Origin of the sequence: Nocardiopsis alba (assembly GCF_000710955.1) — a bacterium.
GTDB classification, from domain to species: domain Bacteria; phylum Actinomycetota; class Actinomycetes; order Streptosporangiales; family Streptosporangiaceae; genus Nocardiopsis; species Nocardiopsis alba.
This window is the reverse complement of record NZ_BAZE01000007.1, coordinates 117,540-142,050: the sequence shown is the minus strand read 5'-3', so window position 1 is coordinate 142,050 and position 24,511 is coordinate 117,540. Positions and strand designations below refer to the sequence as shown.

Sequence of the window (24,511 nt, the reverse complement as noted above, 5' to 3'; positions counted from 1 at the left end):
CCCGGCCGAAGTCGGCCATTCCCGGAGGCGACGGATCGGGCGGCCTCGCAGCGGGGCCGCCCCCGCGCTCACCCCTCGCCGAGCCAGAGGTCGGGGCCGAAGACCTCGTAGTGGACCCGACGGGCGGGGAGGCCTCCCCGGAGCAGGCCCGCCCGGACCTCGCGCATGAACGGCAGTGGGCCGCACATGTAGACCTCGGCCGTCTCGGGGATCTCGATCGGGTCCAGGTCGAGGGTTCCGGGGCGGACCTCGATGCCGTCGACACCCGCGTCCCCGTGGTCCCGTTCGTACCAGGTGTGTCCCTCGGCCCCGGGCAGACGGTCGATCAGCTCGGCGATCTCCTCACGGTGGGCGTGGTCGAGGGGTGAGCGGTCGGCGTGCAGGACCACGACGCGGCGCTCGGCGCCCCGTTCGGCCAGGTGGTTCAGGATCGCCACCATGGGGGTGCAGCCGATCCCGGCGGAGATCAGCACCAGTGGGTGATCTCCGTCGGCCGGGGTGACGTCGCCCGCCGGCGCGGAGACCATGAGGGTGTCGCCGGGGGCGGCGGTGGCGTGCAGCAGGGTGGAGACCTCGCCGGAGGGGCTCCGTTCCCCGGCGCGCAGACGCTTGACGGTGATCCGGCGGCGCTCCCCGTTCCATCCGGAGACGGAGTACTGGCGGGCCTGGTGGACGCCGTCGGGCATGAGCGCCCGCACGCTGACGTACTGGCCGGGCAGGAGGTCGGGGGCGGGTCCGTCGTCCCCCGGCACCAGGGTGAGGGAGACCGCGTCGGGGGTCTGTTCGCGGCGTTCGGTCACCGTCCAGGGGCGCCATACGTCGCGACCGGTGTGCCCGGATTCGGCGTACAGGCGCGCTTCCAGGGCGATGAGGGCCCCGGCCATGAGCCAGTAGACCTCGTCCCACGCGGCGACGACGTCGGGGGTGGCGGCCTCGCCGAGGGTGTGGGCGATCGCTTCGAAGAGGTACTTGTGCACGACCACGTACTGGTCCTCGGTCACTCCGAGGGAGACGTGCTTGTGCGCGATACGGGACAGGAGGGCGTCCGGGCGTTCGTCGGGGTGGTCGATCAGGGCGGTGGCGAAGGCCGCGATGGACCCGGCCAGGGCCCGACGCTGCTCACCGCTCGCCTGGTTGCCCCGGTTGAAGAGGCCGTCGAGGAGCTCGGGGCGGTCGCCGAGCATCGTGTCGTAGAAGCGGGAGGTGATCGCGTCCAGTTCCTGGGCGACGACGGGGATGGTGGCGCGGATCGTGGCCGCGGACTCGGTGGAGAGCACGCTTCCTCCTAGACCGGGACGGGTGTTCCCGGCAGAGATAATTGGTATCTGAAATGCATATTAAACCCGCGTCCCGTGGACCCCTCGGCGGGGTGGAATAAGAGATACGACCAGGTCAGGAAGGCTCTACGGCCGGTGATCCGTCCGACCGGAGCACCATCAGGGTCTGCTGTGTGGGCGGGGACACCAGGGACTCCACCGTCACCTCGTCCAGGGAGGCGTAGAAGGCCTCACGCGCCCGGGACAGCGCTCCGCGCAACCGGCAGGCCGAGCGCAACGGGCAGGGCGGATCGTCCTCGCACCCGGCCAGGTCCCCGGCGCCCTCCAGCTCGCGCACGATCGCCCCCACCGAGGACCGCCGCCCCGCCTCGGTCAGGGTGAGGCCGCCACCGCGTCCGCGCCGCGCCTCGACCAGCCCCAGCTCCGACAGCCGCGCCACCGCCTTGGCCATGTGCGAATAGGGCACGACGAGCATGCCCGCGGCGGCCCGGGTGGTGAGGAGTTCGCCCTCCTTCGCCACCGCCAGTCGCATGACCAGGCGCAGGGAGACGTCGGTGAAGGCGGTCAGACGCATACGCCCATGCTAGGTCGTGCTCTTGTGAATCGCTCCGCTCTCGTTCCCTAGCCCTCGCCCCTCGACTCCCCCTCTTCGCTCGAGGCCCTTTCCCGTCGACCCGAGCCCTCTCGCCCTCGAGCGGCCGGTGTCCCGCGCGGCATCCAGATCCACACCATCAGCAGCCCCAGCAGACCGGTCACCAGGGAGACCGTCGCCGCCATGTGCAGGCCCGCCAGGAAGGCCGTCTTGGCGGGGGCGATCAACGCGTCCCCGCTCGCGCCCAACGTCTTGGCGAACGCCACCGTGGACTCGATCGACTCCCCCACCGAGGGGTCGGGGTGACGGTGCGTCTCCTCGGTCACCCTCGTCAGCGTGGGCTCGATCGCCGGCCGGTAGTGGAAGGAGATCACCGCGCCCAGGACCGCGACCCCCATGGCGGTGGAGACCTGACGCACCGTGTTCTGCACCGCCGACGCGGAACCCGCCTTGCCCGGCGGGACCGAGGCCATGATCGTGTCCGTGGCCGGGGTGAGGACCACCGCCATCGCGGAGTTCTGGAGGAAGAAGAACACGACGATCAGGGCGACCGGGGTGGTCTCCTGGAGTTGGGTGTAGAACGCGAAACAGCAGCACACGACGGCCACGCCCACGAGCGCCAGGTTGCGTCGGCCCACCAGCCGCACCAGGGTCGGGCTGAGCGGGGCGAAGATCATCTGGCCCAGGGCCGAGGGGAGGATCAGCAGCCCCGCGACGAGCGGGCTGAACTCGCGCACGCTCTGCCAGTAGAAGCTCAGGAAGAAGATGATCCCGGCCATGCTGAAGAACAGCACCATGATCACTGCGATGGACACGCTGAACCCGGGGTCGCGGAAGAAGCGCACGTCCAGCGAGGGGTTCGGGGTCCGTGCCTCGTGCACCAGGAACAGGACGAGCACACCCACCCCGAGGAGCAGAGCGCCGTACACGTCCACGTCGAACAGGGAGGCCCGCTCCCCCGCGGTGATCACCCCGTAGATCAGCAGCACCAGGCCGGGGATCGACAGCGCCACGCCCAGCAGGTCGAGGCGACCGGGGTTCTCGTTCCTGGACTCGGGGACGAGGAAGAACATCAGCGACAGGCCGATCAGGACGAACGGCACGTTGATCAGGAAGATCGAGCCCCACCAGAAGTTCTCCAGCAGCAGCCCGCCGGCGGACGGTCCGATCGCCAGCGCCAGGCCGACCGCCCCGGCCCACAGGCCGATCGCCCGTCCCCGTTCCTCCTCCGGGAACAGGTTCCTGATCACCGACAGGGTCTGCGGCATGACCATGGCGGCGCCGAACCCCATCGTCGCCCGCGCCGCGATGAGCTGTTCCGGTGTCTGCGAGTAGGCGGTCAGGGTCGAGGCCGTACCGAACACGATCAGTCCGGACACCAGCATGCGTCGCCTGCCCCAGCGGTCACCGAGGATGCCGAAGGTGAACAGCAGCCCCGCGAACACCAGGGTGTAGGCGTTGATCGCCCACGCCAACTGCGCCTGGCTCGCGCCGAGCCCCTTCGACGGATCGGAGAGGGTGCGCAACGCCACGTTGAGGATCGTGTTGTCCGCCACGATCACCAGCAGGCAGATGATGAGCACCGTGAGCCCGCCCCACCTGCGCCGATACGCCGTCCGCTCGTCCACAGGGCCTCTCCTCGTCCACCGGCCGTCCGGGTCCGTGGGACACCTACCCGGGGCCGGCATCGTGCCGAACCTCTCCTGTCGGGCGCGCACCCCCCCGGAGGGGAATGTTCGGATCTGTGAAGCCGTTGATCTCGCGGAGACGGCGGCATGCGATGATGCCCTCGGGCACCCCGCTCACCCGTTCTCCCCACCGCACCGGTCCCCCGGACGGCGGGGGCGACGGGCGTGGAGGCCGTCCCACGACACAGGTATTCCCCCCGGGGAACACGCGCTCCGACGAGCGCATCACACCATCTTTTCGTCCACAGGTCCGGAGACACCCCGCAGGTGCTTCGAGACAACGGAGGAAGAACACCATGAACACCACGCCCAAGACGCCCGAGGCCGGCAACGCCCTGTACGGCGGGGTCACCAACCGCCGCGTCACCATCAGGGACCTGGCCCGGGCCAAGCAGCGCGGCGAGCGTTGGCCGATGCTGACCGCCTACGACGCCCTCACCTCGCGGATCTTCGACGACGCGGGCATCCCCGTCCTCCTCGTCGGCGACTCGGCGGCCAACGTCGTCTACGGCTACGAGTCGACCGTGCCGATCACGATGGACGAGCTGGTGCCCCTCACCGCCGCCGTCGCCCGTTCCACCAAGCGGGCCCTGGTCGTGTCCGACCTGCCCTTCGGCGCCTACCAGGGCTCCCCTCAGCAGGCGTTGGAGGCGGCCTCCCGGTTCATGAAGGAGGGCGGCGCCCAGGCGGTGAAGCTGGAGGGCGGCCGGGCCGTCGCCCCCCAGGTCGAGTTGTTGGTCTCGGCCGGGGTGCCGGTGATGGGCCACGTTGGTCTGACCCCGCAGTCCGTCAACACCCTGGGCGGCTACCGCGTGCAGGGGCGCGGCGAGGCCGCCGAGGAGCTGCTCAAGGACGCCAAGGAGCTGGAACGCGCGGGCGCGTTCTCGGTCGTGCTGGAGGCGGTCCCGGCCGACCTGGCCGCCGAGGTGACCCGGCAGCTGTCGATCCCCACCATCGGGATCGGCGCGGGCGCCGGGACCGACGCCCAGGTGCTGGTGTGGCAGGACATGGCCGGGCTGAGCCCTCGGGTGGCGAAGTTCGTCAAGACCTACGCGAACCTGGCCGACACGCTGCGCGAGGCCGCCTCCGAGTACGCGGACGAGGTCGTCAACGGCGCCTTCCCCGCCGAAGAGCACACCTACAAGAGCTGATCCGGTTCGGGGTCGGGCCCAGGGTCCGACCGTGACCGCGTGCGCCGGTCGGGGTTCTCCCCGGCCGGCGTTCCCGTGTCCGCGCCCGGTTCCTCCGTCGAACGGTCGAAGGCCCGTGCCGCCGCCCCGAACATCGGGAGCAGGACCGCGGCCAGGTGGACGAACGCCCCGGCCGCCAGGACCGGGGCCACCCCCAGGAGCCCGATCGCCGCGCCGATGCCGGGAGCCGCGAGGGGCGCCCCCACACGGGTGAGGGCGCCGAGCATGGACATGCCCCGGCCGACCATGGTCAGGGGCAGCCGCTCGAAGATGATCGCCGACAGCAGGGGGTTGATGAGCCCGCCGAAGAGCCCGGAGGCCGCCCACACCGTCAGGGCGACCCACAGAGGCACGTCCAGGGCCAGGACCAGGACGCGCGGCGGCCCACCGATCACCATGCAGAGGAAGAAGGTCGCCTTCCGGGGCAGCCGGTGACCGGCCCAGGCCGCGATCAACGACCCGAGGATCGACGCCCCGCCGAGCGCTCCGGCCACGAACCCGACCGCCTCGGGCCCCATTCCGCCCTGGTGCGCCCAGATCGGCAGGGCCAGACTCATCACCGCGATGTCGACGATGTTGGTCACCATGATCATGACGGTGAGGGTCCGTAGGGGGATGTCGCCCCAGATCGCCCGCCATCCCGCGTGCAGCCGGGTGAGGTAGCCGTGTCCCTCCTCCGGGTCGGGACCGGCCCGGCCGACCGTCTCGGTGTCGCGGCGCAGCAGGACCGCCGTGACCAGCGCCGACACGATCATGAGCGCCGCGTTGAGGTGGAGGGCGGTGAGCGCGCCCAGGAGCGCGACCACCGCTCCGGCGGCGATCGGGCCGACGGTCATGGAGAGACGGTCGACGGTGCCGGTGAGTCCGGTGACCCGTTCGACCCGCACCCCGGCGGCGCGGGCGACGAAGGGGGCCAGGGAGACCTTCGCCGCCTCGGAGGGGCCGGTGGCGAGCCCGATCACGGTGACGAGCGCGAGCAGGAGCGGGAAGGGCAGGAGGTCGGCGGCGAAGAGCAGCGGCACGGCGGCGAGCGCGGCGGCCGCGAGGAGGTCGACCCGGATGCTGACGGCCCGCTGCCCGATCCGGTCCAGGACGGGGCCGACGAACAGCCGGGCCAGGGTGTAGGCACCGAGTTCGCACAGGGTCACCAGGCCCATGTGCGTCGGGCTTCCGGTGGTCTCCAGGACGAACCAGGGGATGGCGATCATCGCCAGACGGGTGCCGAGATAGGCGCACGCCTGCGCGAGGATCAGCCCGGTCATGGGCCTCACGGCGCACCCTTCTCGGCGCCCGGGGGAGCCTCGGTGTCGCCGAAGGGTTCCCGGTCGGTCTCGGGGAAGGGGAAGGCGGCGAGCTGGACGTTCACCGCGTGCCCTTCGGGGTCTCCCTCGTGCGCGTATCGGGCGAGCGTCTCGCTCAGCTCGGCGCGGAGGCGTTCCATCTGCTCCAGGTTCAGGTGCAGGACACGGTCGGCCATAAACTGGGCCTCACGCCACCCTTCGGGCTGCGAGGCCCACAGGTCGACCGCGGCCGCCATGCGTTCGGACCAACGGGCGGCGAGGGCGTGGCGCAGGGCGGTGCTGAGTTCGGGGGCCTCGGTGTCCAGGTGCTCGGGCATACGGAATCCCTTGTGGAGGACGCGCCACCAGCGTTCACGGGCGGTTCCCAGGGCCGGGTCCTCCTCGATGAAGCCGTAGGTCTCCAGTTGGCGCAGGTGGTAGCTGGCCGAGGCCGAGGAGATGCCGAGTTCGGCGGAGACCTTCTTACCGGTGGCGGGGGCCGCCTGAAGGAACTGGTAGACCCGCAGCCGTAGAGGGTGGGCCAGTCCGCGCAGGGAGTGGGCGTCCAGGACCGCGGCCTTCTCGAAGGGGTCGGGGACGGGGGTGGGGTTCTCGCCGTTCATGCCGAGAAGATAGACGCCCAAGGTTCCTTGGCCAAGACCCCTTGGCCAAGAGATCTTGGGAAGAGACTTCGACCAGGGCCTTCCCTTGATGTGAGGCGGACCACAGACCGAATGCCGCTCGGTAGTACAGTGACGCCGACACCAGGACCGCCACGGGCCGGTTCCCGGCCCCACCGGGAGGACAGCAGATGCGCATCTCGATGCCGCTCCAGTACGCGGGCGAACCGAAGGACGCCGTCGCACAGGTCGCCGAGCTGGAGAAGGTCGGACTGGACACCGTGTGGGTCGCCGAGGCCTACGGCTTCGACAGCCCCACCCTCATGGGCTATCTGGCGGCCCGCACCGAGCGCGTGGAGATCGGCTCGGCGATCCTGCCCATGTACAGCCGCACCCCCACCCTCATCGCGATGACCGCCGCCGGACTCGACCACCTCTCCGACGGCCGCGCGCTCCTCGGGCTGGGCGCCAGCGGCCCCCAGGTCATCGAGGGCTTCCACGGCGTCCCCTACACCCGGCCGTTGACCCGCACACGGGAGACCATCGAGATCTGCCGCCGGGTGTGGGCCCGCGAGGAACGGCTCACCTACGACGGCGACGTCTTCACCCTCCCGCTGCCGGCCGACCAGGGCACCGGACTGGGGCGTCCGCTCAAGATCATCAACCACCCGGTGCGCCCGCGCATCCCGATCCACGTGGCCTCGCTCGGCGTGAAGAACGTCGAGATGACCGCCCGGATCGCCGACGGCTGGCTGCCGCACCTGTTCATCCCGGAGAAGGCCGAGAGCGTGTGGGGTGAGGCGCTGGCCCGGGGCCGCGCCGAACGCGACCCCTCCCTGGGCCCGCTCGACATCACCGCCGGCGGTCTTCTGGCCATCGGCGAGGGCGAGGACACCAAGAGACTCCTGGAGTTCACCCGCCCGATCATCGCCCTGTACGTGGGCGGCATGGGCGCCAAGGGCAAGAACTTCTACAACACGGTCGCCCGGCGCTACGGCTACGAGGAGGCCGCCGAGAAGATCCAGGACCTGTACCTGGCCGGCCGCAAGGACGAGGCGGCCGCCGCGGTCCCGGACGAGTTCGTGGAGCTGACCAACCTGGTCGGCCCCGAGTCCTACGTACGCGAACGGGTGGAGGCCTTCCGCGCCGCCGGGGTCACCCGACTCAACGTCACCCCCATGGGCGACGACCCCGCCACGCTCATCGGCAAGATCAAGGAGTGGGTCTCCTGATCCGACGCGGTGCCGCCCGGAACCGTTCGGGCGGCACCGCGGGGCCCGTGTTCACAGGCCGGTGACGCGGATCCCGGCGTGGGTCTTGTAGCGGCGGTTGACCGCGATGAGGTTGGCCGTGAGCGCCTCCACCTGGTGGGCGTTGCGCAGTCGGCCGCCGAACACGCCCCGCGCGCCGGGGATGGTCCCGGCCAGGGCTCGCACCACGTCGGTGGCCTCGCGGTCCTCGCCCAGGACCAGGATGTCGAGCTCGATCTCGGCCACCTCGGGATCGAGCAGGAGCACGGCCGACACGTGGTGGAAGGCGGCGGTGACCCGGCTGCCCGGCAGGACCTCGGCCGCCTGTTGGGCGGCGCTGCCCTCGGGGACGTCGAGGGCGTAGGGGCCCTTCTTGTCGAAGCCGAGCGGGTTCACGCAGTCCACGACGATCTTCCCGGCGAGCCGGTCCGCCAGCGAGACCAGCAGTTCGCGGTGGCCGTCCCAGGGCACCGCCACGACGACGATGTCGCCCATGGCGGCCGCCTCGGCGTTCTCCAGCCCGTGCACCCGGATCTCGGTGGCCTCCGCCTCGACCAGGTCGTTCGCGGCCTTGGCGGCGCGTTCGGCGCTGCGCGAGCCGAGGTGGACGGTGTGCCCGGCCAGGGCGAACCGGCGGGCCAGGCCTCTGCCCTGGTCACCGGTGCCGCCCAACACCGCGATGCTCTTCCCGGTGATGTCCACGTCCTGTGGTGTGCTCTGTTCGGTCATGAGGCGATCCTGTCAGAGCGCTCCCTGCCGGAGAACGCGCAGGGCCGCGCGCCGGCTCAGCGTCCTTCCTCCTCCGACTCCTCCTCGTCCCAGGCCTCGTTGCGCTCGGCGGCGATGCTCAACGCTCTGGCCGCCGTCTCCCGGTCCGGGTAGGGGCCCAGCCGTTGACTGTTGGGACAGCCCTTTCCGTGCTCCACCTCGTCGTGCTTGAGACAGAACCACCAACCGTCGTCCTGAACGTCCGTCACGGTCGACCACCTCTCGTCGTTCCAGGGCCTCGTTCGGGCATCTACCCGCCCCCGGCGCGCTCTTCACACGTGTCACGTGTCGGCGTCACCGGGTACGGGCGGGTGCCCTCCGCCAATACAATCGTTGTCCATGACTACTCCGCTGGTTCCTGGGCGCATCTCGCCGCAACGTTCGGTCCCCTCGCACATCGTCCGCCCGGAGTACGTCGGCAAGAAGTATCCCGTGGAGGGGGTCCTGGGCGATGTCCAGGACGCCGAGACCATCGAGCGGCTCCGGGTGGCCGGCCGGATCGCGGCGCAGGCCCTCGAAGAGGTCGGCAAGCACGTCGAGCCCGGTGTGACCACCGACGAGCTCGACCGGATCGGCCACGAGTTCCTGCTGGACCACGGCGCCTACCCGAGCACCCTCGGCTACAAGGGCTACCCGAAGTCGCTGTGCTCCTCGCTCAACGAGGTCATCTGCCACGGCATCCCCGACGACACCGTCCTGTCCGACGGCGACATCGTCAACATCGACATCACGGCCTACAAGGACGGCGTGCACGGCGACACCAACGCCACCTTCCTGTCGGGGAACGTCTCCGAGGAGAACCGTCTCCTGGTGGAGCGCACCCGTGAGGCGACCATGCGCGCGATCAAGGCCTGCCGCCCGGGGCGACAGATCAACGTGATCGGTCGGGTCATCGAGTCCTACGCCAAGCGCTTCGGTTACGGCGTGGTCCGCGACTTCACCGGTCACGGCGTGGGCCCGGAGTTCCACTCCGGCCTGATCATCCCGCACTACGACGACCCGCGCGCCACCACCGTGATGGAGCCGGGCATGACCTTCACCATCGAGCCGATGATCACCCTCGGCGGCGTGGAGTACGACCTGTGGGAGGACGGCTGGACCGCCGTGACCGCCGACCGGAGGTGGACGGCGCAGTTCGAGCACACGCTGGTCATCACCGAGAGCGGCGCGGAGATCCTCACCCTTCCCTGAGCGTGGCCTCCCAGGACCTCGGACCCGTTCCGGGGTCCTTTTCGCGTGCGGGGTCCGGAACGCCCCGATCGTGCCCGCGCGTCGGAGGAACGGACCCGCGACCCGGCCGACGAGGCGACGCGTTCCGCCGTACCCGCCGGCCTTAGAATCCTGAACCATGCACCAGAGCGCGCGCCGATCCGGACCACGGATCGCCGGTCGCGCCGGTGCGGGCACGGCGCCACCCGGGTGACCGTTCCCGTTCCGGGACCGACCGGTCCGCGCTCCCGTGAGGTCGACGGTCCGGACCGCGACGTCGCTCGGACCGTGCCCCTGCCCCGCGCACCGAGGACGTTCACCCGGCGCGGCCGGGTCCCGCGCCATGGGAGTCCCGGCGCCCCCTGCCGAGAACCCTGTACGAGGCTCATGCCATCGACCGCCGACCCTCTCCGACCGACTCACAGGGATCCGATGTCATGGCGATGTTCGTCCACCTGACGCCCCGGGCCAACGCCGCCCGCGTCGAACACGCGGGGGTGCGCCCCACACTCGGGCAGAAAGGGACCAGTGGGGTCTTCTGTTTCCCCACGCTCCCCTCCTATGCCCTCACCCACCACTGGTCGCACGAGTTGAGCCGTCACCACGGACCTCGCGGCCTGATCGCCATAGACGTACGGCTTCCGGACGACGAACCGGTGACGGTCGGCCACTTCGCCGACGGGAACGGGCCGCGGGCGGTGACCGCGGCGGAGGCGGTCCGGGTGATCGTGGCGCTGCGCGATCCGCTCGGCTGGGAGGTGGTCGTCCCCCGACCGATACTCCGCGAGGAGGTGCAGGCCATCCGGGAGATCCGTTGGACGTCCGGCCGGGGCCCCTTCCCCGAGTCCCCCTCCCCTCTCCTGCCGGCGCCTCGGCACGACGAGTTCCCCCAAGGCCCCCTCCCCGAATCGCTCACCCTCGCCGACCTGCCGGTGTCCCTTCCCGGCCTTCCCCGGCTCAGTCCCGTCCCCGGGCAGGTCGGAGGAGGAGAGCCCCCACGAGGGCGCTGAATTCGTCCGTTCGATGCCCGTGGACCCATGGCCCCACGGGGTGCGCGCGGGCTAGGCTCTGGCGGATGAAGATCCTCATCTCCGCGGACATGGAGGGCGCAACGGGCGTCACCTGGCCCGCCGACTGCGAGCCCGGGACCGAGCAGTGGCAGCGCTGCCGTTCGATGTTCACCGGCGACGTCAACGCGGCGATCGTCGGTCTCTTCGAGGGCGGCGCCACCGAGGTGTTCGTGAACGAGGCGCACTCGACCATGCGCAACCTCCTCTTGGAGCGTCTGGACGAGCGGGCCACCATGATCACCGGCCGCCACAAGGAACTCTCGATGATCGAAGGGGTCCAGAGCGGCGACGTGGACGGGATCGTCTTCCTCGGCTACCACTGCGGTGCCGGGGAGGACGGGGTCCTGGCCCACACCTATCTGCCGAACGCGATCACCGGGGTGTGGTTGGACGGCGTGCCCGCGAGCGAGGGTCGGCTCAACGCCGCCGTGGTCGCCGAGTACGGTACCCCCGTCATCCTGGTCACCGGCGACGACAAGGCCTGCGAGGACGCCGCCTCCTACGCCCCGCAGGCCCTGACCGTCGCGGTCAAGGATCACGTCAGCCGCTACGCCGCCCGCTGCCGTCCCCCCGCGCGCACCGCCGCCGACATCACCGAGGCGGCGCGCAGGTCCCTGGCCCCGGCCGGCCGGGTCGAGCCGGTCGCCCCCGCGCCCAGGACGGTGGAGGTCGAGGTGGACTCCGCCCAACTCGCGCAGGCCGCGGCGATCGTCCCCGGGGTGACCCGGACCGGTGAGCGCCGGGTGCGTTACACCTCCCCCGACGCCTATGAGATGATCCGGGCCTTCAAGACGGTCACGACCATGATCTCCAACCACATGGAGAAGGACTACGGCTGACCGTCCCCGCCTCGCCCGGAGGGTCTCCTCCTTCCGAGCGGTTCGGCGGACAATCGACGGGGTCGACAGGTAGAACTGTCCCCGGGGTCGGTAACGGATCGTGCCGTTCGGCACGGGCCGCCCCGGGCGTCGCCCCTGCCCGCGCCCCTCCATCGGCGCGCGACGACTCCGTCCTCATCACCTGTACCCGACGAAAGGCCGACTCCGTGGGCCACAACGACACCTTCCCGTCCGACAGTGCCCGAGAGGCGGCCCTGACGGCGGCGGGCGAGGACGCCATCCACCTGACCCGCGAGCTGATCCGACGCGACTCCACCAACCGGGGCGGAGGCGAGGGCGACGAGCGCGCCGCCGCCGAGTTCGCGGCCGAGGCCCTCGGCGCGGCCGGGCTCTCCCCCGTGATCCTGGAGTCCGCGGACCGCAGAGCCAACGTGGTGGTGCGCGTCCCGGGCACCGACCCCGACGCGGACGCCCTGCTGGTCCACGGACATCTGGATGTGGTGCCCGCCGACGCCCACGACTGGTCGGTGCCGCCGTTCTCCGGTGAGATCGCCGACTGCCCGGTCACCGGTGCCCCCGCCCTGTGGGGGCGCGGCGCGGTGGACATGAAGAACACCATCGGCATGGTCACCGCGGTCGTGCGGCACTGGTCGGAGATGGGCCTGCGACCGCGTCGCGACATCGTGCTGGCCTTCGTCGCCGACGAGGAGGACAGCGCCGCCTATGGGGCCGACCACCTGGTGCGCGAGCACGCCGATCTGTTCGAGGGCTGCACGGTCGCGATCGGCGAGGGCGGCGGCCACACCGTGCACGCCCGCTCCACCAACGGGGACCCGGTCCGTCTGTACCCGATCGGCGCGGCCGAGCGGGGCAGCGCCTGGCTGACCCTGCGCTCGCGCGGTACCGCGGGCCACGGGTCGCGTCCGCCGCGCGACAACGCGGTCGGCACCCTGGCCGCGGCCATCGCCCGGATCGACGAGCACCGTTGGCCGCTGCACATGACGCCGGTCACCCGCGCCGCCATCGAGTCCATCACCAAGGCCCTGGGGGTGGAGCGCGCGCACGGCGACATCGAGAGCAACGAGGCGGTGGACGCGTTGATCGCCCGGTTGGGGACGGCGGCGCCCCTGGTCGCGCCGACGGTACGCAACAGCGCCGCCCCGACCATGCTCTCGGCCGGGTACAAGGTCAACGTGGTGCCGGGCGAGGCGACGGCGGGGGTGGACGGCCGGGTGCTCCCCGGCGCCGAGGAGGCGTTCACCGCCGCCATGGACGAGCTGACGGGGAACCGGGTGACCTGGGAGTACGCGCACGGGTCACCGCCCGTCTCCGCCCCGGTGGACTCCCCCGCCTTCGACGCCCTGCGTTCGGCGCTGCTGGCCCACGATCCGGAGGCCCACGTGGTGCCGGTGTGCCTGTCGGGCGGCACCGACGCCAAGGTCTTCGCCCGGTTGGGGATCGACTGCTACGGCTTCTCCCCCATGCGTCTGCCCGCCGGGATGGACTACCCCGGGCTGCTGCACGGGGTGGACGAGCGGGTGCCGCTGGACGGACTGCGGTTCGGCGTGCGGGTGTTGGACGGCTTTCTGCGTTCTTGATGACCCGGGAGGGGCGTCGACGGGTACGACCCGTACGGCGCCCCTCCCTTTTCGGGTGCCCGAGGGCGGGTGCCCTGGAGGAGACGACGAAAGGGATGGGGACCGACGTGGGCGAGTCGACGGCCGAGGTGCGCGAGGGGTTCGAGGAGCGTAAGGGGGTCCCCGGGGCGTCACGTCCCGTTCCGTCTCCGCTGAGGCGTCCGCCGAGGCTGCGTCGAGGCGACCGGGTGCGGTTGGTGGCCCCGTGCAGTCCGGTCCCGGCCGCCCAACTGGACGCGGCGGTCTCGATCCTCACCGGGTGGGGGCTGGAGGTGGAGACCGGCCGGCACATCCGTGACCAGCACCCCGTACTGCCCTACCTGGCCGGGGAGGACCGGGATCGGGCCGCCGACCTCCAGGAGGCCTGGTGCGATCCCGACGTGCGCGCGGTGTTCTGCGCGCGCGGTGGCGACGGCGCGCACCGGATGCTCGACCTGCTGGACTTCGACGCGATGCGCGAGGCCGGGCCCAAGGCGCTGATCGGGTTCAGCGACATCACCGCCCTGCACGAGGCGTTCGCGATGGAGTTGGGGGTGACGACGGTGCACGGCCCGGTGGTGGGCACCCGCTACTTCGTGGGCGACGAGCCGGCCCAGCGGGATCTGCGCACGACCCTGTTCTCGCCCGAGGAGCGTCTGACGCTCACCTCGCCCGCCACGCGCGCGCTGGTCCCGGGCCGGGCCGAGGGGGTGCTGTTCGGCGGGAACCTGAGCCTGCTCAACGACGGGCTGGCCACACCGCACAGCCGGCTCTCCGCCGCCGGGGGGATCCTCGTGTTGGAGGACATCAACGAGGACGCCGCGCGCCTGGACCGGATGCTCACCCACCTGCTGCGCACCGGGTGGATGGACGGTGTGGCCGGGGTGGCGTTGGGCACCTGGACCGACTGCCCGCCGGACCCGGAGACGATCGCCGAGTTGATGCGCGACCGTCTCGCCCCGCTGGGGGTCCCGGTGCTGTGGGGTCTGGACTTCGGTCACTGCGCCGCCCAGCTCACCGTTCCGCTGGGGGTCCCGGCGGTCCTGGACGCCGACCTCGGGACCCTGGAGGCGCTCGTCCCCGTTCTGGAGTGAGGTCCGCGCGTCGAGCAGCCCCCTCCCGACCTCGTTCTTCTCGATCGGGGTCGGGGAGGCCGGGTTACACTCGGCCCATGGTTCGTGAACCGTTGACCCAAGAGCAGATCCAGCGCGGCCGGACCCTGGGCGCCCTCCTCCGCCGGGCACGGGCCGACCGCACGATGGTGGACGTCGCGCGGGACTCCGGCATCTCGGTGGAGACCCTGCGCAAGATCGAGGGCGGCCGCATCCCCACCCCCGCCTTCTTCACCATCGCGGCCGTCGCCACCACACTGGGCCTGTCCCTGGACGACCTCCTGGCGCGGACCGACGACCCTCTCTCCCCGCCCCGCGACGTCGCGGTGTGACCCGCACGACCTCTCCCCGGGGACGGAACGCCCCCACCACCGCCTACGTTGGTTTCCACACCCGTGTCCCGGGCGTGTTCGGCACTCCCGCGCGTCGGGATGATGGTCACATGAGGGGCACGGGCGCGTGTCCGGACGACCACAGGGGGAGCAGATGAGCGAACAGGCACCGCTGACACCGAACGAGACCGAACTGCGCGGTCTCCTGGACGGGCGCTGGGCGCACGTGCGAGAGCGGGCCAGGGACGTCGTTCGAGGCGAGCGGTTCGCCCCGGTGTACGGCCTGTCGGTGGAGGAGCACCGGGCCCGGACTCTGGACCAGCTCATGGCCCTGACCGAGACCGATATGCCCGGCTACGGCTTCCCCGAGTCCGTGGGCGGCAGCGACGACGTCGGCGCCTCCGTGGTGGCCTTCGAGATGCTCGTCGCCGACATGTCCCTCATGGTGAAGATGGGCGTGCAGTTCGGGCTGTTCGGCGGGGCGATCAAGGCCCTGGGCACCGACGACCACCACCGGCGCTACCTGCCCGACGTCATGAGCGTGGCGCTGCCCGGTTGTTTCGCGATGACCGAGACCGGCCACGGTTCGGACGTGCAGCGGCTGCGCACCACCGCGACCTACGACCCGGCCACCGAGGAGTTCGTGGTCCACACGCCCGACGAGGCGGCGCGCAAGGACTACATCGGCAACGCCGCCCGCGACGGTCGCGCCGCCGTGGTCTTCGCCCAGTTGCGCACCCCGGGCCCCGACGGCCTCATCGAGCACGGTGTGCACGCCCTGATGGTGCCGATCCGCGACGAGGACGGCGCGGCGCTGCCCGGGATCACCATCGAGGACTGCGGCCCCAAGGCCGGCCTCAACGGCGTCGACAACGGCCGGCTCTGGTTCGACCAGGTGCGCGTGCCCCGCACCGACCTGCTCAACCGCTACGGCGACGTCTCCCCCGACGGCACCTACTCCAGCCCGATCGAGAGCCCCAACCGGCGCTTCTTCACCATGCTGGGCACCCTCATCCGCGGCCGGATCAGCGTGGCCGGCGGCGCGGGCAGCGCCACCAAGGCCGCCCTGACCATCGCCCTGCGCTACGCCGACACCCGCCGCCAGTTCACCCGTCCCGCCGCCGACGGCCGTCCGGCGGAGGAGGTGCGGATCCTCGACTACCTGGCCCACCAGCGCAAGCTCCTGCCGGCCCTGGCCCGCACCTACGCTCTGCACTTCGCCCAGGAGGAACTGGTCACCGGGCTGCACGAGCTCTCCCGGAGCGAGGAGTCCGACGACCGTGCCCAGCGCGAGCTGGAGTCCCGGGCCGCCGGTCTGAAGGCGGTCGCGACCTGGCACGCCACCGCGACCATCCAGACCTGTCGTGAGGCCTGTGGCGGTTCGGGCTACCTGTCGGAGAACCGGATCCCGCAGCTCAAGGCGGACTCGGACATCTTCACCACCTTCGAGGGCGACAACACGGTCCTGTTGCAGCAGCTCACCAAGGGGCTGCTCACCGACTTCAAGGACTCCTTCGGCGACCTGGACCAGCTCGGCCTGGCGAAGTTCATGGCGGGCAAGGTCTTCGAGACCGTCATCGAGCGCACCGCCGCGCGGCCGTTGATCGAGCGGCTGATCGCCGCCGCCCCGGGCCGGGGCGACGAGTCGAGCCTGTACAACCGGGGTTGGCACCTGGAGCTGTTCGAGGACCGCGAGAAGCACGTCATCGAGGGTCTGGCGGCGCGCCTGCGCCGTTCCAAGAAGGACGGCAGCGACGCCTTCGAGGTGTTCAACCAGGCCCAGGACCACGTCCTGGAGGCCGGTCGGGCGCACATGGACCGGGTGGCGCTGGAGGCGTTCGTCGCGGGTATCGACCGTTGCGGCGACAAGGCCACCGCCAAGCTGCTCAACCGCCTGTGCGACCTGTTCGTGCTGTCCGTGATCGAGGAGAACCGCGGCTGGTTCCTGGAGCACGAGCGGATCTCCACCTCGCGCGCCAAGGCGGTCACCGCGGCCGTGAACGAGCTGTGCCGGGGGCTGCGCCCGTACGCGGTGCCGCTCGTGGAGGGCTTCGGTCTGCGCGACGAGTGGCTGGGCGCCCCGATCGCGTTGGGCGCCGAGCACCGACGCCAGGGCGACCGGGACTGACGTCCGGAGCGACCCTAGGCCCCGTGAAGCCCGTCTTCGCGGGGCCTATGCTTTTGCGGACGTCCAGAGGAGGTGGGGCCATGTCGGCGATCCGGTTGTTGGTGCTCGGCGCGATCCGGTCGCGCGGTCGCGCGCACGGGTACCAGGTCCGTTCGGATCTGGAGTCGTGGGGCGCGCACGAGTGGTCCACGGCCAAGCCGGGGTCGATCTACCACGCGCTCAACCGGATGGAGCACGAAGGCCTGTTGGCCGCCGAGGAGGCCGCCGTCTCCGGAGGGCCGCCGCGTACCGAGTTCACCCTGACAGGGGACGGCGAGCGGGAGTACCTGTCGCTGCTGCGCGACGCCCTGGCCGCCGAGCACGACGCCCGGGTGGACGTGGTCTCGGCGGGGCTCGGCTGTATGACCGATCTGCCGCGCCCGGAGGTCCTGACGCTGCTCCGCCGCCGGCTGGAGAACCTGGAGGGGTGGCGTTCCAGCGTGCTGGAGCACCACGATCCCGAGGCCCCCGTCGACGAGGAGATCGGGGCCGTCGGTGAGGTCTTGGGCTTCTGGGTGCACTCGGCCGAGTCGGCGGCGGGGTGGACGCGCTCCCTGATCGAGCGGATCGAGGGAGGCGCCCACGTCTTCGCCGGCGAGGAGGGGTGGCGTCCCTCCGGCATCCCGAGCTAGGAAGTGCCCGGGGAGCGCCTACTCGTCGCGCCACTCGACCAGGTCGGCGGCGCGTTCCAGCTCCTCCCGGACCGTATGGCGCTCCTCTTCGGTGAGCTCCTCGGCCATGATCGGTTCCAGCGCCCGCCGCCACTCCTCGGCCTCGTCGGCGCGGTCCAGGGCGGTGGCCAGCTCCACGAGCACCGCGTGGGCGGTGGCGCGCTCCAGGGCCGAGGCGGTCTCACCATGACGCTTGAGCGCGGACCGGGCCCTGCGGTAGGCGGCCGCGTCGTCGGTCTTGAACTCGCGATAGATCCGTACCTGGTCCAGTGCCTTGGCCAACCCTTCCAGGGCGGCGGAGCCCCCGTACTCCACCTCCTCGGGTTCGCCCCTCTGGATGAAGATCAGCGAGTTGCCCGAGGGGTCCACGAGTGTGAAGCGGGAGGCTCCGGGGCGGTACCGGGTGATCCGGGGCAGCCCTCGGGACAGGACCTTGCCGTGGGCGGCGCGCATCGCCTCGGTGAAGGCCGAGTGGTAGGGGGCGACGTGGTCGACCATGACGAGGCAGCCGCCGGTCATCTCCGTCGTGGGGTCCATCCCCCGGGGTCCGGCGGAGAAGTGCACCTGGAAGCCGCTCAGTTCGAAGGCCAGGTACACGTAGGGCTTGAGCTGTCGTGAGACGACGGTGAAGCCGAGCGTCTCGTAGAAGGCGAGGGTCGCCTCGGGGTCGTGGGTGTGCAGGGTCGGGATGGTGGTCTCGTTGGGGCGGATCGACGCGTTCCGGCTCATGGCCCTCCCGGGTTCGTGGTCGCCGGACCACCCTACTAGTCAACTTTGACTAGTTGACTCCCCCTTCCTCCCCGAGCCCCTTCGCTCTAGGGTGGAGCCTCATCATGTAAGGCAGGTCACACCGTGAGCACCTCCCCCGCGCCCCGGTCGCCCCACCCCGCCGACGACCCCCCTCCCGCCGCCCTCGCCGAACCCACCCGTCCCGTCCGTGCCCTGTGGGTGGCCGGTGTCAGCCTGGCCAACCTCGGGATGTGGATGGCCTTCTTCGGCCCTCTCCAGGTCCTGCTCCCCGAACAGATCGGCCACGTCGCCCCCGACGGCAAGGAGACCGTCCTGGCCTGGGTGACCGGGGTCGGCGCCGCCATGGCGATGATCGCCACCCCGCTGATCGGGGCGCTGTCGGACCGCACGACCGGCCCGCTCGGGCGCCGCCGCCCCTGGGTCCTGGCCGGGGCCGTGCTCGGCGCCGCCGGACTGATCGTCCTCGGCCGGCAGGAGAGCGTCACGGGGATCCTGCTGGGCTGGTCCTTCGTCCAGACCGCCCTGTCCTGTCTGAACGCCACCCTGCTCGCGGCCGTCCCGGACCACGTGCCGCGCTCCCAGCGCGGGGCGGTCTCGGGCTGGGTCGGCGTGCCACAGTCGGCCGGGGTGGTCGCCGCCGTGGTGCTGGTGACGGTCGTGGTCACCGAGATCGCCCCCGGCTACACGCTCATCGGGCTGCTCACCCTGGCCTGCGCCCTGCCGTTCGCGCTGTTCTCACCCGACCCGCCGCTGCCCCGCTCGGCCCGGCCGGCGTGGGGCGCTCTGCTCCGGGATCTGTGGGTGTCGCCCCGTCGGCACCCCGACTTCGCGTGGGCGTTCCTCACCCGGTTCCTCATCGGCACGGGGAACGCCATGTTCATCCTGTACCTGTTGTACTTCCTCCGGGACGCGGTCGGCTACGAGGAGCGTTTCCCGGGTTCCTCCGCCGCCGACGGCCTCCTGACCCTGATCCTGGTGTACACGGCGGCGGTGGTGGCCACGACCGTGGTGGCGGGGATCGTCTCCGACCGGCTGGGGCGCAGACGGGTGATGGTCTGCCTGGCCGGGATCGTCATGGGGGTGCCCGCGTTCATGGTGGCGGCCTCACCCGAGTGGACCACGTTGCTCGCGGGGGCGGTGGTGCTGGGCGTGGGGTTCGGGATCTTCCTGTCGGTGGACAACGCCCTGGTCACCGAGGTCCTGCCGACCGCCTCAGGGCGCGCCAAGGACCTGGGGATCGTCAACATCGCCGGGGTCGGACCGCAGGTGATCGCCCCCGCCCTGGCCGGGCCGATCGTGGTGCACCTGGGCGGCTACCCCGTCCTGTACGCCGTGTGCGGCCTGGTGTCCCTTCTGGGGGCCGCCGCCGTGTGGCGGATCGAAGGCGTGGCCTGACCTCGGGATCCTGCGCAGCAGCCGGCCGATCGACGCCTTGGGCAACCGTTCGGCGACGGTCGTCTCCGTGCCCTCACCGACCCGGGGCGGGGGCGGCCCCTCCGTGCTCGCCTCGGGTCCTCGATCCGCCTCGGCCCGCAGACGCGCGGGCTCCCACCACCACCAGTGGGTCTCGGGGACCCAGGCGGGCACCTCGGCGAGGCTGGCCTCCTCGGCCACGGCGGTCAGCGCCTCGTCGATGCGCGGGATCGCCTCGATGTCGCCCGGGCGCATGAAACGTTCCCAGGGGACGAACTCGTCACCGAGGATCTGGAGCATGGAACGGCGCCAGCAGGCCGGACGGTAGCCCTCGTGGCGTCCGTGGTCGGCGGCGGTCTGGGTGCGCACCACGTAGAGGCCGACGCGGTCCGGGTTGCTCCCGCCGACCAGGAGTTCGGCGAGGGTGGCGTTGAGGTCCCGGCCGGCGGGCGAGCCCCGCTCGGCGGCGCTGGTGGCCTGATAGAGGTCGAACAGCCGCGCGAAGGCGGTGTCCATCAGGGAATCGCGGTCCCTGCGCCGCGCGGCGCTCTCCGCGAAGGCGTCCACCACACGTTGGGCCAGGCCCGGGAGGTCCCTGTCCGTTCGCACACCCACCGACACACCATCCCGTCCGTTCACCATCGCGACCGCGTTCCCGCGACCACGCCCCTGTCCGGCCCTCCCGATCATAATCATCGGTCGCGAGGGCGGACAGAAGGTTACCGCTTGGTAGTGGAGCGTGGGGAACGGGTGGACGGAAGGGGTTCGCGAAGCGTGCGATCGAGCATCACGGCCCACTGGGCGACCACCCGCCGCCGGCGCGCGGTGTCGTCCGTGAGCAGATTGGCCAGCCCCAGCCCCCGGGCCAGGTCGAGGGTGGCCTGGACCGCTTCCCGGTTGCCGGGGATCGACTCGTCGGCGCCGAGCAGCTCGACCACCGCGTGGTGCACCGCCCGCCCCACCTGTTCCTCCAGGGGGATCACCCGTTCCCGCAGGGCCGGGTCGCTGGCGGCGGCCGCCCACAGTTGCAGGGCGGCGTCGAAGTCCGGCCCACTGAAGGCGTCCACCACCATCTGCACGACGGCCTCGGTACGTTCGGGGCCGGCCGGGACGGCGTCCGCCCGGCGGCGCAGGTCGGCGCTCCGGCTCTCGACCATGTGCCGCAGCGCCGCCAACAGGAGCCCCTCCCGGGTCGGGAAGTGGTGCTGGGCCGCGCCCCGGGAGACCCCGGCCCGTTCGGCGACCACCCCCACCGTGGCCCCGGAGACCCCCCGTTCGGCCAGGCAGCCGACGGCGGCGTCCAGCAGCCGGGCCCGGGTGACCCGGCTGCGTTCCTGTCTCGGTTCCCGGTCCGATGCCGTGTCCACCGCGCGCCTCTCCCCTTGGTCGTCAGTACGACTTGGGCAACCCGAGGGACTGCTGGGCCACGTAGTTGAGGATCATCTCCCGGCTGACCGGGGCGATCCGGGCCAGACGGGCGGCGGCGATCGCCGAGCCCAGTCCGTACTCGGAGGCCAGCCCGTTGCCGCCCAGCGTCTGAACCGCCTGGTCGACCGATCGCACGCACGCCTCGGCGGCGGCGTACTTGGCCATGTTGGCCGCCTCCCCGGCGCCCGCGTCGTCGCCGGCATCGTAGCGGAGCGCCGCGTGCTGGGTCATCAGGCGTGCCTGCTCGGTCTCGATCTTCGCCTGGGCCAGCGGATGCGCCAGCCCCTGATGGGCCCCGATGGGGCGATCCCGCCACACCACGCGCTCCTTGGCGTAGGCGACCGCCTTGTCGAGCGCGTGCCGGGCACTGCCGGTGGCCAGGGAGGCGGCCATGATCCGTTCCGGGTTGAGGCCGGCGAACAGTTGCAGGAGTCCGGCGTCGGGGTCTCCGACCAGGGCGTCGGCGGGCAGCCGGACCCCGTCCATCAACAGTTGGTACTGATGGTCCGGACTGATCAGATCCATCTCGATGCGGCGGGCCTCGAACCCGGGGGTGTCGGTGGGGACCACGAACAGGGCCGCCGAGAGCCGCCCGGTGTCGGTGTCCTCGATCCGGCCGACCACGAGGACCGCGTCGGCGACGTCCACACCGGAGATGAAGGTCTTGCGGCCGTCGAGCACCCACTCGTCGCCGTCGCGTCGGGCGGTGGTGGTGATGCGGTGGGAGTTGGAGCCGGCGTCGGGTTCGGTGATGGCGAAGGCCATGATCCTCTCGCCCGAGGCCAGCCCGGGGAGGAGACGTCGTCGCTGGTCGGGGGTGCCGAAGCGGGACAGGACGGTGCCGCAGATGGCCGGGGAGACCACCATCATCAGGGTCGGGCAGCCCGCGGCGGAGAACTCCTCCAGCACGGCGGCCAGGTCCCCGATGCCGCCTCCCCCGCCGCCGTACTCCTCGGGGATGTTGACGCCCAGGTAGCCGAGTCCGCCCGCCTCCTTCCACAGTTCGGTCAGGTAGGCGCCCTCCTTGGCCTTGGCCCGGTAGTACTCGGAGCCGTAGCGGGAGGCGAGCGCGGAGACCGCGGAGCGCAGTTCGCGGCGTTCGGTCGGTTCGTCGAAGATCATGGCACCGGTCACGGGTTCGACCCTTCGTCGACGGGGTGGGAGGGGGTGGTGCTCTCCGGGGGGCCTGAGGGTTCCTCGGTCCCGGTGTGGTCGAGGACGGCCAACGGTGTCCCGGCGGGCACCCGCTCGCCCGCCTTCACGGGGAGCTCCCGCACCGTGCCGTCGGCGGGCGCCGTGACGCGGTGCTCCATCTTCATGGCCTCCATGCGCAGCAGGGTCTGGCCCTCGCGCACGCTCTGCCCGACCTCCACGTCCACGGCGGTGATCGTGCCGGGCATGGGGGCGGGCAGCGCTCCCGGGTCGACGCGCGCCTCGGGGACGGGCAGGGGGTCGACGGGGGTCAGGACGACCGTGCCGGACGAGGACCGTACGTGGACGCTTCCCGGGACGCCCGGGGTCGCGGGGGCACGGTGGATCTCGAAGGGGCGGCGTACCCCGTCCGTCTCGAGGACGACCAGGTCGGGGGCGACCGACAGGACCCGGACTCCCTCGGCGGCGGGCCGGTGGACGCCTCGCTCGGAGTGGAAGGAGGAGACGATCTCGCGTCCGTCGTCGGTGCGGTGTCTTCGCTCGTGCGGGGCCGAGGGCACGTTGCGCCATCCGGCGGGCGCCCCGACGGGGGTCGGCCCGTGGCCTCGGACTGCCTCGATCGCGGCGAGGGAGGCGGCCAGCGCGGCCGCGCGTTCGGTCCCCTCATCGGCCAGGGGACGGGCCAGGGCGACGAGCCGATCCCCGGTGAGCAGCCCGGTGTGCAGGCGCGCGGGGTCGACCAGGTGGGGGTCGCCGAGGATCCGCACGAGCAGGTCCCGGTTGGTGCCCACCCCGTGCAGGAGGGCGGTGGAGAGCGCGGCGGACAGGCGGCGCAGGGCGTCGCGCCGGTCCCGACCGTGGGCGACGACCTTGGCCAGCAGCGGGTCGAAGTCCGTGCCGACCTCGTCGCCCGTCTCCACCCCGTGGTCGAGGCGGACGCCGTACCCGGCCGGCGTCTCGAAGAAGGCGGTCGCGGCGGGCACCTCGAAGGCGTGCAGGGTACCGGTGCGGGGGCGCCAGTCCCGGCGCGGATCCTCCGCGTACAGACGGGCCTCGATCGCGTGACCGCGGGGCTCGGGGGGTTCCGGGGCCGGGAGAGGTTCCCCTTCGGCGATCCGTATCTGCCACTCCACCAGGTCGAGCCCGGTGACGCATTCGGTGACGGGGTGCTCGACCTGGAGTCGGGTGTTCATCTCCAGGAAGACGGGCTCGCCCGGACCGTCCTCGGTGACGGGGACGAGGAACTCGGCCGTGCCCGCCCCGGTGTAGCCGATGGCGGCGGCCAGGTCGCGGGCGGCGCGGTGCAGCCGGGCGCGGAGCCCGTCCGGCAGCCCTGGAGCGGGCGCCTCCTCCAGCACCTTCTGGTGGCGTCGCTGGACCGAGCAGTCGCGTTCGCCCACCGCCCAGACGGTGCCGTGGGCGTCGGCCAGGATCTGCACCTCGACGTGGCGGCCGCGTTCGACGTAGGGCTCGCAGAACACCTCGGGGTCACCGAAGGCGGAGGCGGCCTCGGAACGCGCGGCGTCGACCTCCCCGGGCAGCGCCTCCAGGTCGCGCACCACCCGCATGCCCCGGCCACCACCGCCGGAGACCGCCTTGACCAGGACCGGCAGGTGTTCGTCGCGGACGTCGGCCGGGTCGAGCGCGTCGGCGACCGGTACCCCGGCGTCGCGGGCGACCCGTTTGGCGAGGGTCTTGGACCCCATGCGTTCGATCACCTCGGCGGCGGGGCCGATCCAGGTGAGTCCGGCGTCGACGACGGCGCGGGCGAACCCCGCGTTCTCGGACAGGAAGCCGTAGCCGGGGTGGACGGCGTCGGCCCCGGCGCGGCGGGCCGCGTCGACCAGGGCGTCGGGGTCCAGGTAGGCGTCCACGGGTCCGCGCCCCTCGGGAACGGGAAGGGCCGCGGCGATGTCGGCCTCCCGCACGTGCGGCGCGTCCTCCTCGCCCGGGGTGTGGACGGCGACGGAGGACACCCCCAGGGCGCGGCAGCTCCGAAGGACACGGCGGGCGATCTCTCCCCGGTTGGCCACCAGCAGGGCGGTGACCGGGGTGACGTGGTCGTCGGGGGACATGTCCCTCCCTCC

Annotated in this window: 22 protein-coding genes and 1 pseudogene; 11 read left to right on the top strand and 12 right to left on the bottom strand. The window is 71.8% G+C overall.

Going from position 1 to position 24,511, the window contains the following annotated elements; translation table 11 throughout:
- Positions 1–68: 68 nt before the first annotated feature.
- The 3 genes from TR33_RS14760 to TR33_RS14750 form a co-directional block, all read right to left on the bottom strand.
- Entirely contained in the window at positions 69–1,277 is a 1,209-nt protein-coding gene (locus tag TR33_RS14760; protein ID WP_042283727.1) for a globin domain-containing protein, read from the bottom strand.
- Positions 1,278–1,392: 115 nt separating this feature from the next.
- Complete coding sequence (locus tag TR33_RS14755; RefSeq protein WP_014910586.1) at positions 1,393–1,851, bottom strand: RrF2 family transcriptional regulator; 459 nt, start codon at positions 1,849–1,851, stop codon at positions 1,393–1,395.
- A gap of 47 nt (positions 1,852–1,898) precedes the next feature.
- Positions 1,899–3,497 (bottom strand): MFS transporter, encoded by a 1,599-nt coding sequence (locus TR33_RS14750; protein ID WP_042283725.1) that lies wholly within the window; start codon positions 3,495–3,497, stop codon positions 1,899–1,901.
- Positions 3,498–3,853: 356 nt separating this feature from the next.
- On the opposite strand from TR33_RS14750, the gene panB reads away from it, so the two are divergent.
- Positions 3,854–4,708 (top strand): 3-methyl-2-oxobutanoate hydroxymethyltransferase, encoded by an 855-nt coding sequence (gene panB / locus TR33_RS14745; protein ID WP_014909621.1) that lies wholly within the window; start codon positions 3,854–3,856, stop codon positions 4,706–4,708.
- On the opposite strand, the gene TR33_RS14740 is transcribed toward panB, so the two are convergent.
- Positions 4,696–6,018: an MFS transporter gene (locus TR33_RS14740; protein ID WP_042283722.1), complete on the bottom strand. Its 1,323-nt coding sequence runs from the start codon at positions 6,016–6,018 to the stop codon at positions 4,696–4,698. The two genes, panB and TR33_RS14740, sit on opposite strands and share 13 nt — an antisense overlap.
- Positions 6,015–6,650, bottom strand: coding sequence for an ArsR/SmtB family transcription factor (locus TR33_RS14735; RefSeq protein ID WP_042283719.1), 636 nt, complete (start codon positions 6,648–6,650; stop codon positions 6,015–6,017). The genes TR33_RS14740 and TR33_RS14735 overlap by 4 nt, the downstream gene beginning before the upstream one ends.
- A gap of 188 nt (positions 6,651–6,838) precedes the next feature.
- Here TR33_RS14735 and TR33_RS14730 point away from each other — a divergent pair, with 188 nt between their 5' ends.
- On the top strand, positions 6,839–7,879 hold the full coding sequence (locus tag TR33_RS14730) for an LLM class F420-dependent oxidoreductase (RefSeq protein WP_014912050.1): 1,041 nt from the start codon (positions 6,839–6,841) through the stop codon (positions 7,877–7,879).
- 51 nt (positions 7,880–7,930) lie between these two features.
- Here TR33_RS14730 and npdG read toward each other — a convergent pair whose 3' ends face one another.
- Positions 7,931–8,626, bottom strand: a complete 696-nt coding sequence (gene npdG, locus TR33_RS14725) for an NADPH-dependent F420 reductase (protein WP_014913149.1) — start codon at positions 8,624–8,626, stop codon at positions 7,931–7,933.
- A 56-nt stretch (positions 8,627–8,682) separates the two neighbouring features.
- Complete coding sequence (locus TR33_RS14720; protein WP_014911821.1) at positions 8,683–8,874, bottom strand: hypothetical protein; 192 nt, start codon at positions 8,872–8,874, stop codon at positions 8,683–8,685.
- Positions 8,875–9,004: 130 nt separating this feature from the next.
- Between TR33_RS14720 and map the strand changes: the two genes are divergently transcribed.
- The 8 genes from map (at position 9,005) to TR33_RS14680 (ending at position 17,642) form a co-directional block, all read left to right on the top strand.
- Entirely contained in the window at positions 9,005–9,856 is an 852-nt protein-coding gene (map, locus tag TR33_RS14715; protein ID WP_234305850.1) for a type I methionyl aminopeptidase, read from the top strand.
- A gap of 455 nt (positions 9,857–10,311) precedes the next feature.
- A complete protein-coding gene (locus TR33_RS14710) occupies positions 10,312–10,884 on the top strand; it encodes a hypothetical protein (RefSeq protein ID WP_026125091.1) in 573 nt (190 codons plus the stop codon).
- Between the two features lie 65 nt (positions 10,885–10,949).
- Positions 10,950–11,783: a M55 family metallopeptidase gene (locus TR33_RS14705; RefSeq protein WP_014913275.1), complete on the top strand. Its 834-nt coding sequence runs from the start codon at positions 10,950–10,952 to the stop codon at positions 11,781–11,783.
- Between the two features lie 206 nt (positions 11,784–11,989).
- Entirely contained in the window at positions 11,990–13,381 is a 1,392-nt protein-coding gene (locus TR33_RS14700) for a M20/M25/M40 family metallo-hydrolase (RefSeq protein ID WP_014910214.1), read from the top strand.
- A 95-nt stretch (positions 13,382–13,476) separates the two neighbouring features.
- Positions 13,477–14,493, top strand: coding sequence for a S66 peptidase family protein (locus TR33_RS14695; protein ID WP_017535077.1), 1,017 nt, complete (start codon positions 13,477–13,479; stop codon positions 14,491–14,493).
- Positions 14,494–14,570: 77 nt separating this feature from the next.
- On the top strand, positions 14,571–14,843 hold the full coding sequence (locus TR33_RS14690) for a helix-turn-helix domain-containing protein (RefSeq protein WP_017535076.1): 273 nt from the start codon (positions 14,571–14,573) through the stop codon (positions 14,841–14,843).
- 154 nt (positions 14,844–14,997) lie between these two features.
- Positions 14,998–16,971 carry an acyl-CoA dehydrogenase family protein gene (locus TR33_RS14685; RefSeq protein ID WP_014909212.1) on the top strand — a complete coding sequence of 658 codons (1,974 nt, stop codon included), beginning with the start codon at positions 14,998–15,000 and terminating at the stop codon, positions 16,969–16,971.
- 80 nt (positions 16,972–17,051) lie between these two features.
- The gene (locus TR33_RS14680) at positions 17,052–17,642 is read left to right on the top strand and encodes a PadR family transcriptional regulator (RefSeq protein ID WP_042283715.1); all 591 of its coding nucleotides are present in this window, start codon (positions 17,052–17,054) and stop codon (positions 17,640–17,642) included.
- Positions 17,643–17,660: 18 nt separating this feature from the next.
- On the opposite strand, the gene TR33_RS14675 is transcribed toward TR33_RS14680, so the two are convergent.
- A complete protein-coding gene (locus tag TR33_RS14675; RefSeq protein WP_017535075.1) occupies positions 17,661–18,410 on the bottom strand; it encodes a DUF8817 family protein in 750 nt (249 codons plus the stop codon).
- A 123-nt stretch (positions 18,411–18,533) separates the two neighbouring features.
- On the opposite strand from TR33_RS14675, the gene TR33_RS14670 reads away from it, so the two are divergent.
- Positions 18,534–19,826 carry an MFS transporter gene (locus tag TR33_RS14670; RefSeq protein ID WP_042283711.1) on the top strand — a complete coding sequence of 431 codons (1,293 nt, stop codon included), beginning with the start codon at positions 18,534–18,536 and terminating at the stop codon, positions 19,824–19,826.
- Between the two features lie 48 nt (positions 19,827–19,874).
- Here the strand turns inward: TR33_RS14670 and TR33_RS26050 are convergent.
- The 4 genes and pseudogenes from TR33_RS26050 to TR33_RS14655 all read right to left on the bottom strand — a co-directional run.
- Positions 19,875–20,465 (bottom strand): annotated as a pseudogene (locus TR33_RS26050) (hypothetical protein); the annotation flags it as partial.
- Positions 20,466–20,563: 98 nt separating this feature from the next.
- Positions 20,564–21,211 (bottom strand): TetR/AcrR family transcriptional regulator, encoded by a 648-nt coding sequence (locus tag TR33_RS14665; protein WP_042283708.1) that lies wholly within the window; start codon positions 21,209–21,211, stop codon positions 20,564–20,566.
- A gap of 22 nt (positions 21,212–21,233) precedes the next feature.
- On the bottom strand, positions 21,234–22,406 hold the full coding sequence (locus TR33_RS14660; protein WP_042283705.1) for an acyl-CoA dehydrogenase family protein: 1,173 nt from the start codon (positions 22,404–22,406) through the stop codon (positions 21,234–21,236).
- On the bottom strand, positions 22,403–24,499 hold the full coding sequence (locus tag TR33_RS14655; protein ID WP_042283702.1) for an ATP-binding protein: 2,097 nt from the start codon (positions 24,497–24,499) through the stop codon (positions 22,403–22,405). Before TR33_RS14655 ends, TR33_RS14660 begins: the two co-directional genes overlap by 4 nt.
- Between the last annotated feature and the right edge of the window lie 12 nt (positions 24,500–24,511).

Bases quoted from the DNA above. Each gene is read 5' to 3' on its own strand.
- TR33_RS14755 (WP_014910586.1), bottom strand. From the start codon at position 1,851: ATGCGTCTGACCGCCTTCACCGACGTCTCCCTGCGCCTGGTCATGCGA.
- panB (WP_014909621.1), top strand. From the start codon at position 3,854: ATGAACACCACGCCCAAGACGCCCGAGGCCGGCAACGCCCTGTACGGC.
- TR33_RS14735 (WP_042283719.1), bottom strand. From the start codon at position 6,650: ATGAACGGCGAGAACCCCACCCCCGTCCCCGACCCCTTCGAGAAGGCC.
- TR33_RS14730 (WP_014912050.1), top strand. From the start codon at position 6,839: ATGCGCATCTCGATGCCGCTCCAGTACGCGGGCGAACCGAAGGACGCC.
- npdG (WP_014913149.1), bottom strand. From the start codon at position 8,626: ATGACCGAACAGAGCACACCACAGGACGTGGACATCACCGGGAAGAGC.
- map (WP_234305850.1), top strand. From the start codon at position 9,005: ATGACTACTCCGCTGGTTCCTGGGCGCATCTCGCCGCAACGTTCGGTC.
- TR33_RS14710 (WP_026125091.1), top strand. From the start codon at position 10,312: ATGGCGATGTTCGTCCACCTGACGCCCCGGGCCAACGCCGCCCGCGTC.
- TR33_RS14705 (WP_014913275.1), top strand. From the start codon at position 10,950: ATGAAGATCCTCATCTCCGCGGACATGGAGGGCGCAACGGGCGTCACC.
- TR33_RS14695 (WP_017535077.1), top strand. From the start codon at position 13,477: ATGGGGACCGACGTGGGCGAGTCGACGGCCGAGGTGCGCGAGGGGTTC.
- TR33_RS14690 (WP_017535076.1), top strand. From the start codon at position 14,571: ATGGTTCGTGAACCGTTGACCCAAGAGCAGATCCAGCGCGGCCGGACC.
- TR33_RS14685 (WP_014909212.1), top strand. From the start codon at position 14,998: ATGAGCGAACAGGCACCGCTGACACCGAACGAGACCGAACTGCGCGGT.
- TR33_RS14680 (WP_042283715.1), top strand. From the start codon at position 17,052: ATGTCGGCGATCCGGTTGTTGGTGCTCGGCGCGATCCGGTCGCGCGGT.
- TR33_RS14675 (WP_017535075.1), bottom strand. From the start codon at position 18,410: ATGAGCCGGAACGCGTCGATCCGCCCCAACGAGACCACCATCCCGACC.
- TR33_RS14655 (WP_042283702.1), bottom strand. From the start codon at position 24,499: ATGTCCCCCGACGACCACGTCACCCCGGTCACCGCCCTGCTGGTGGCC.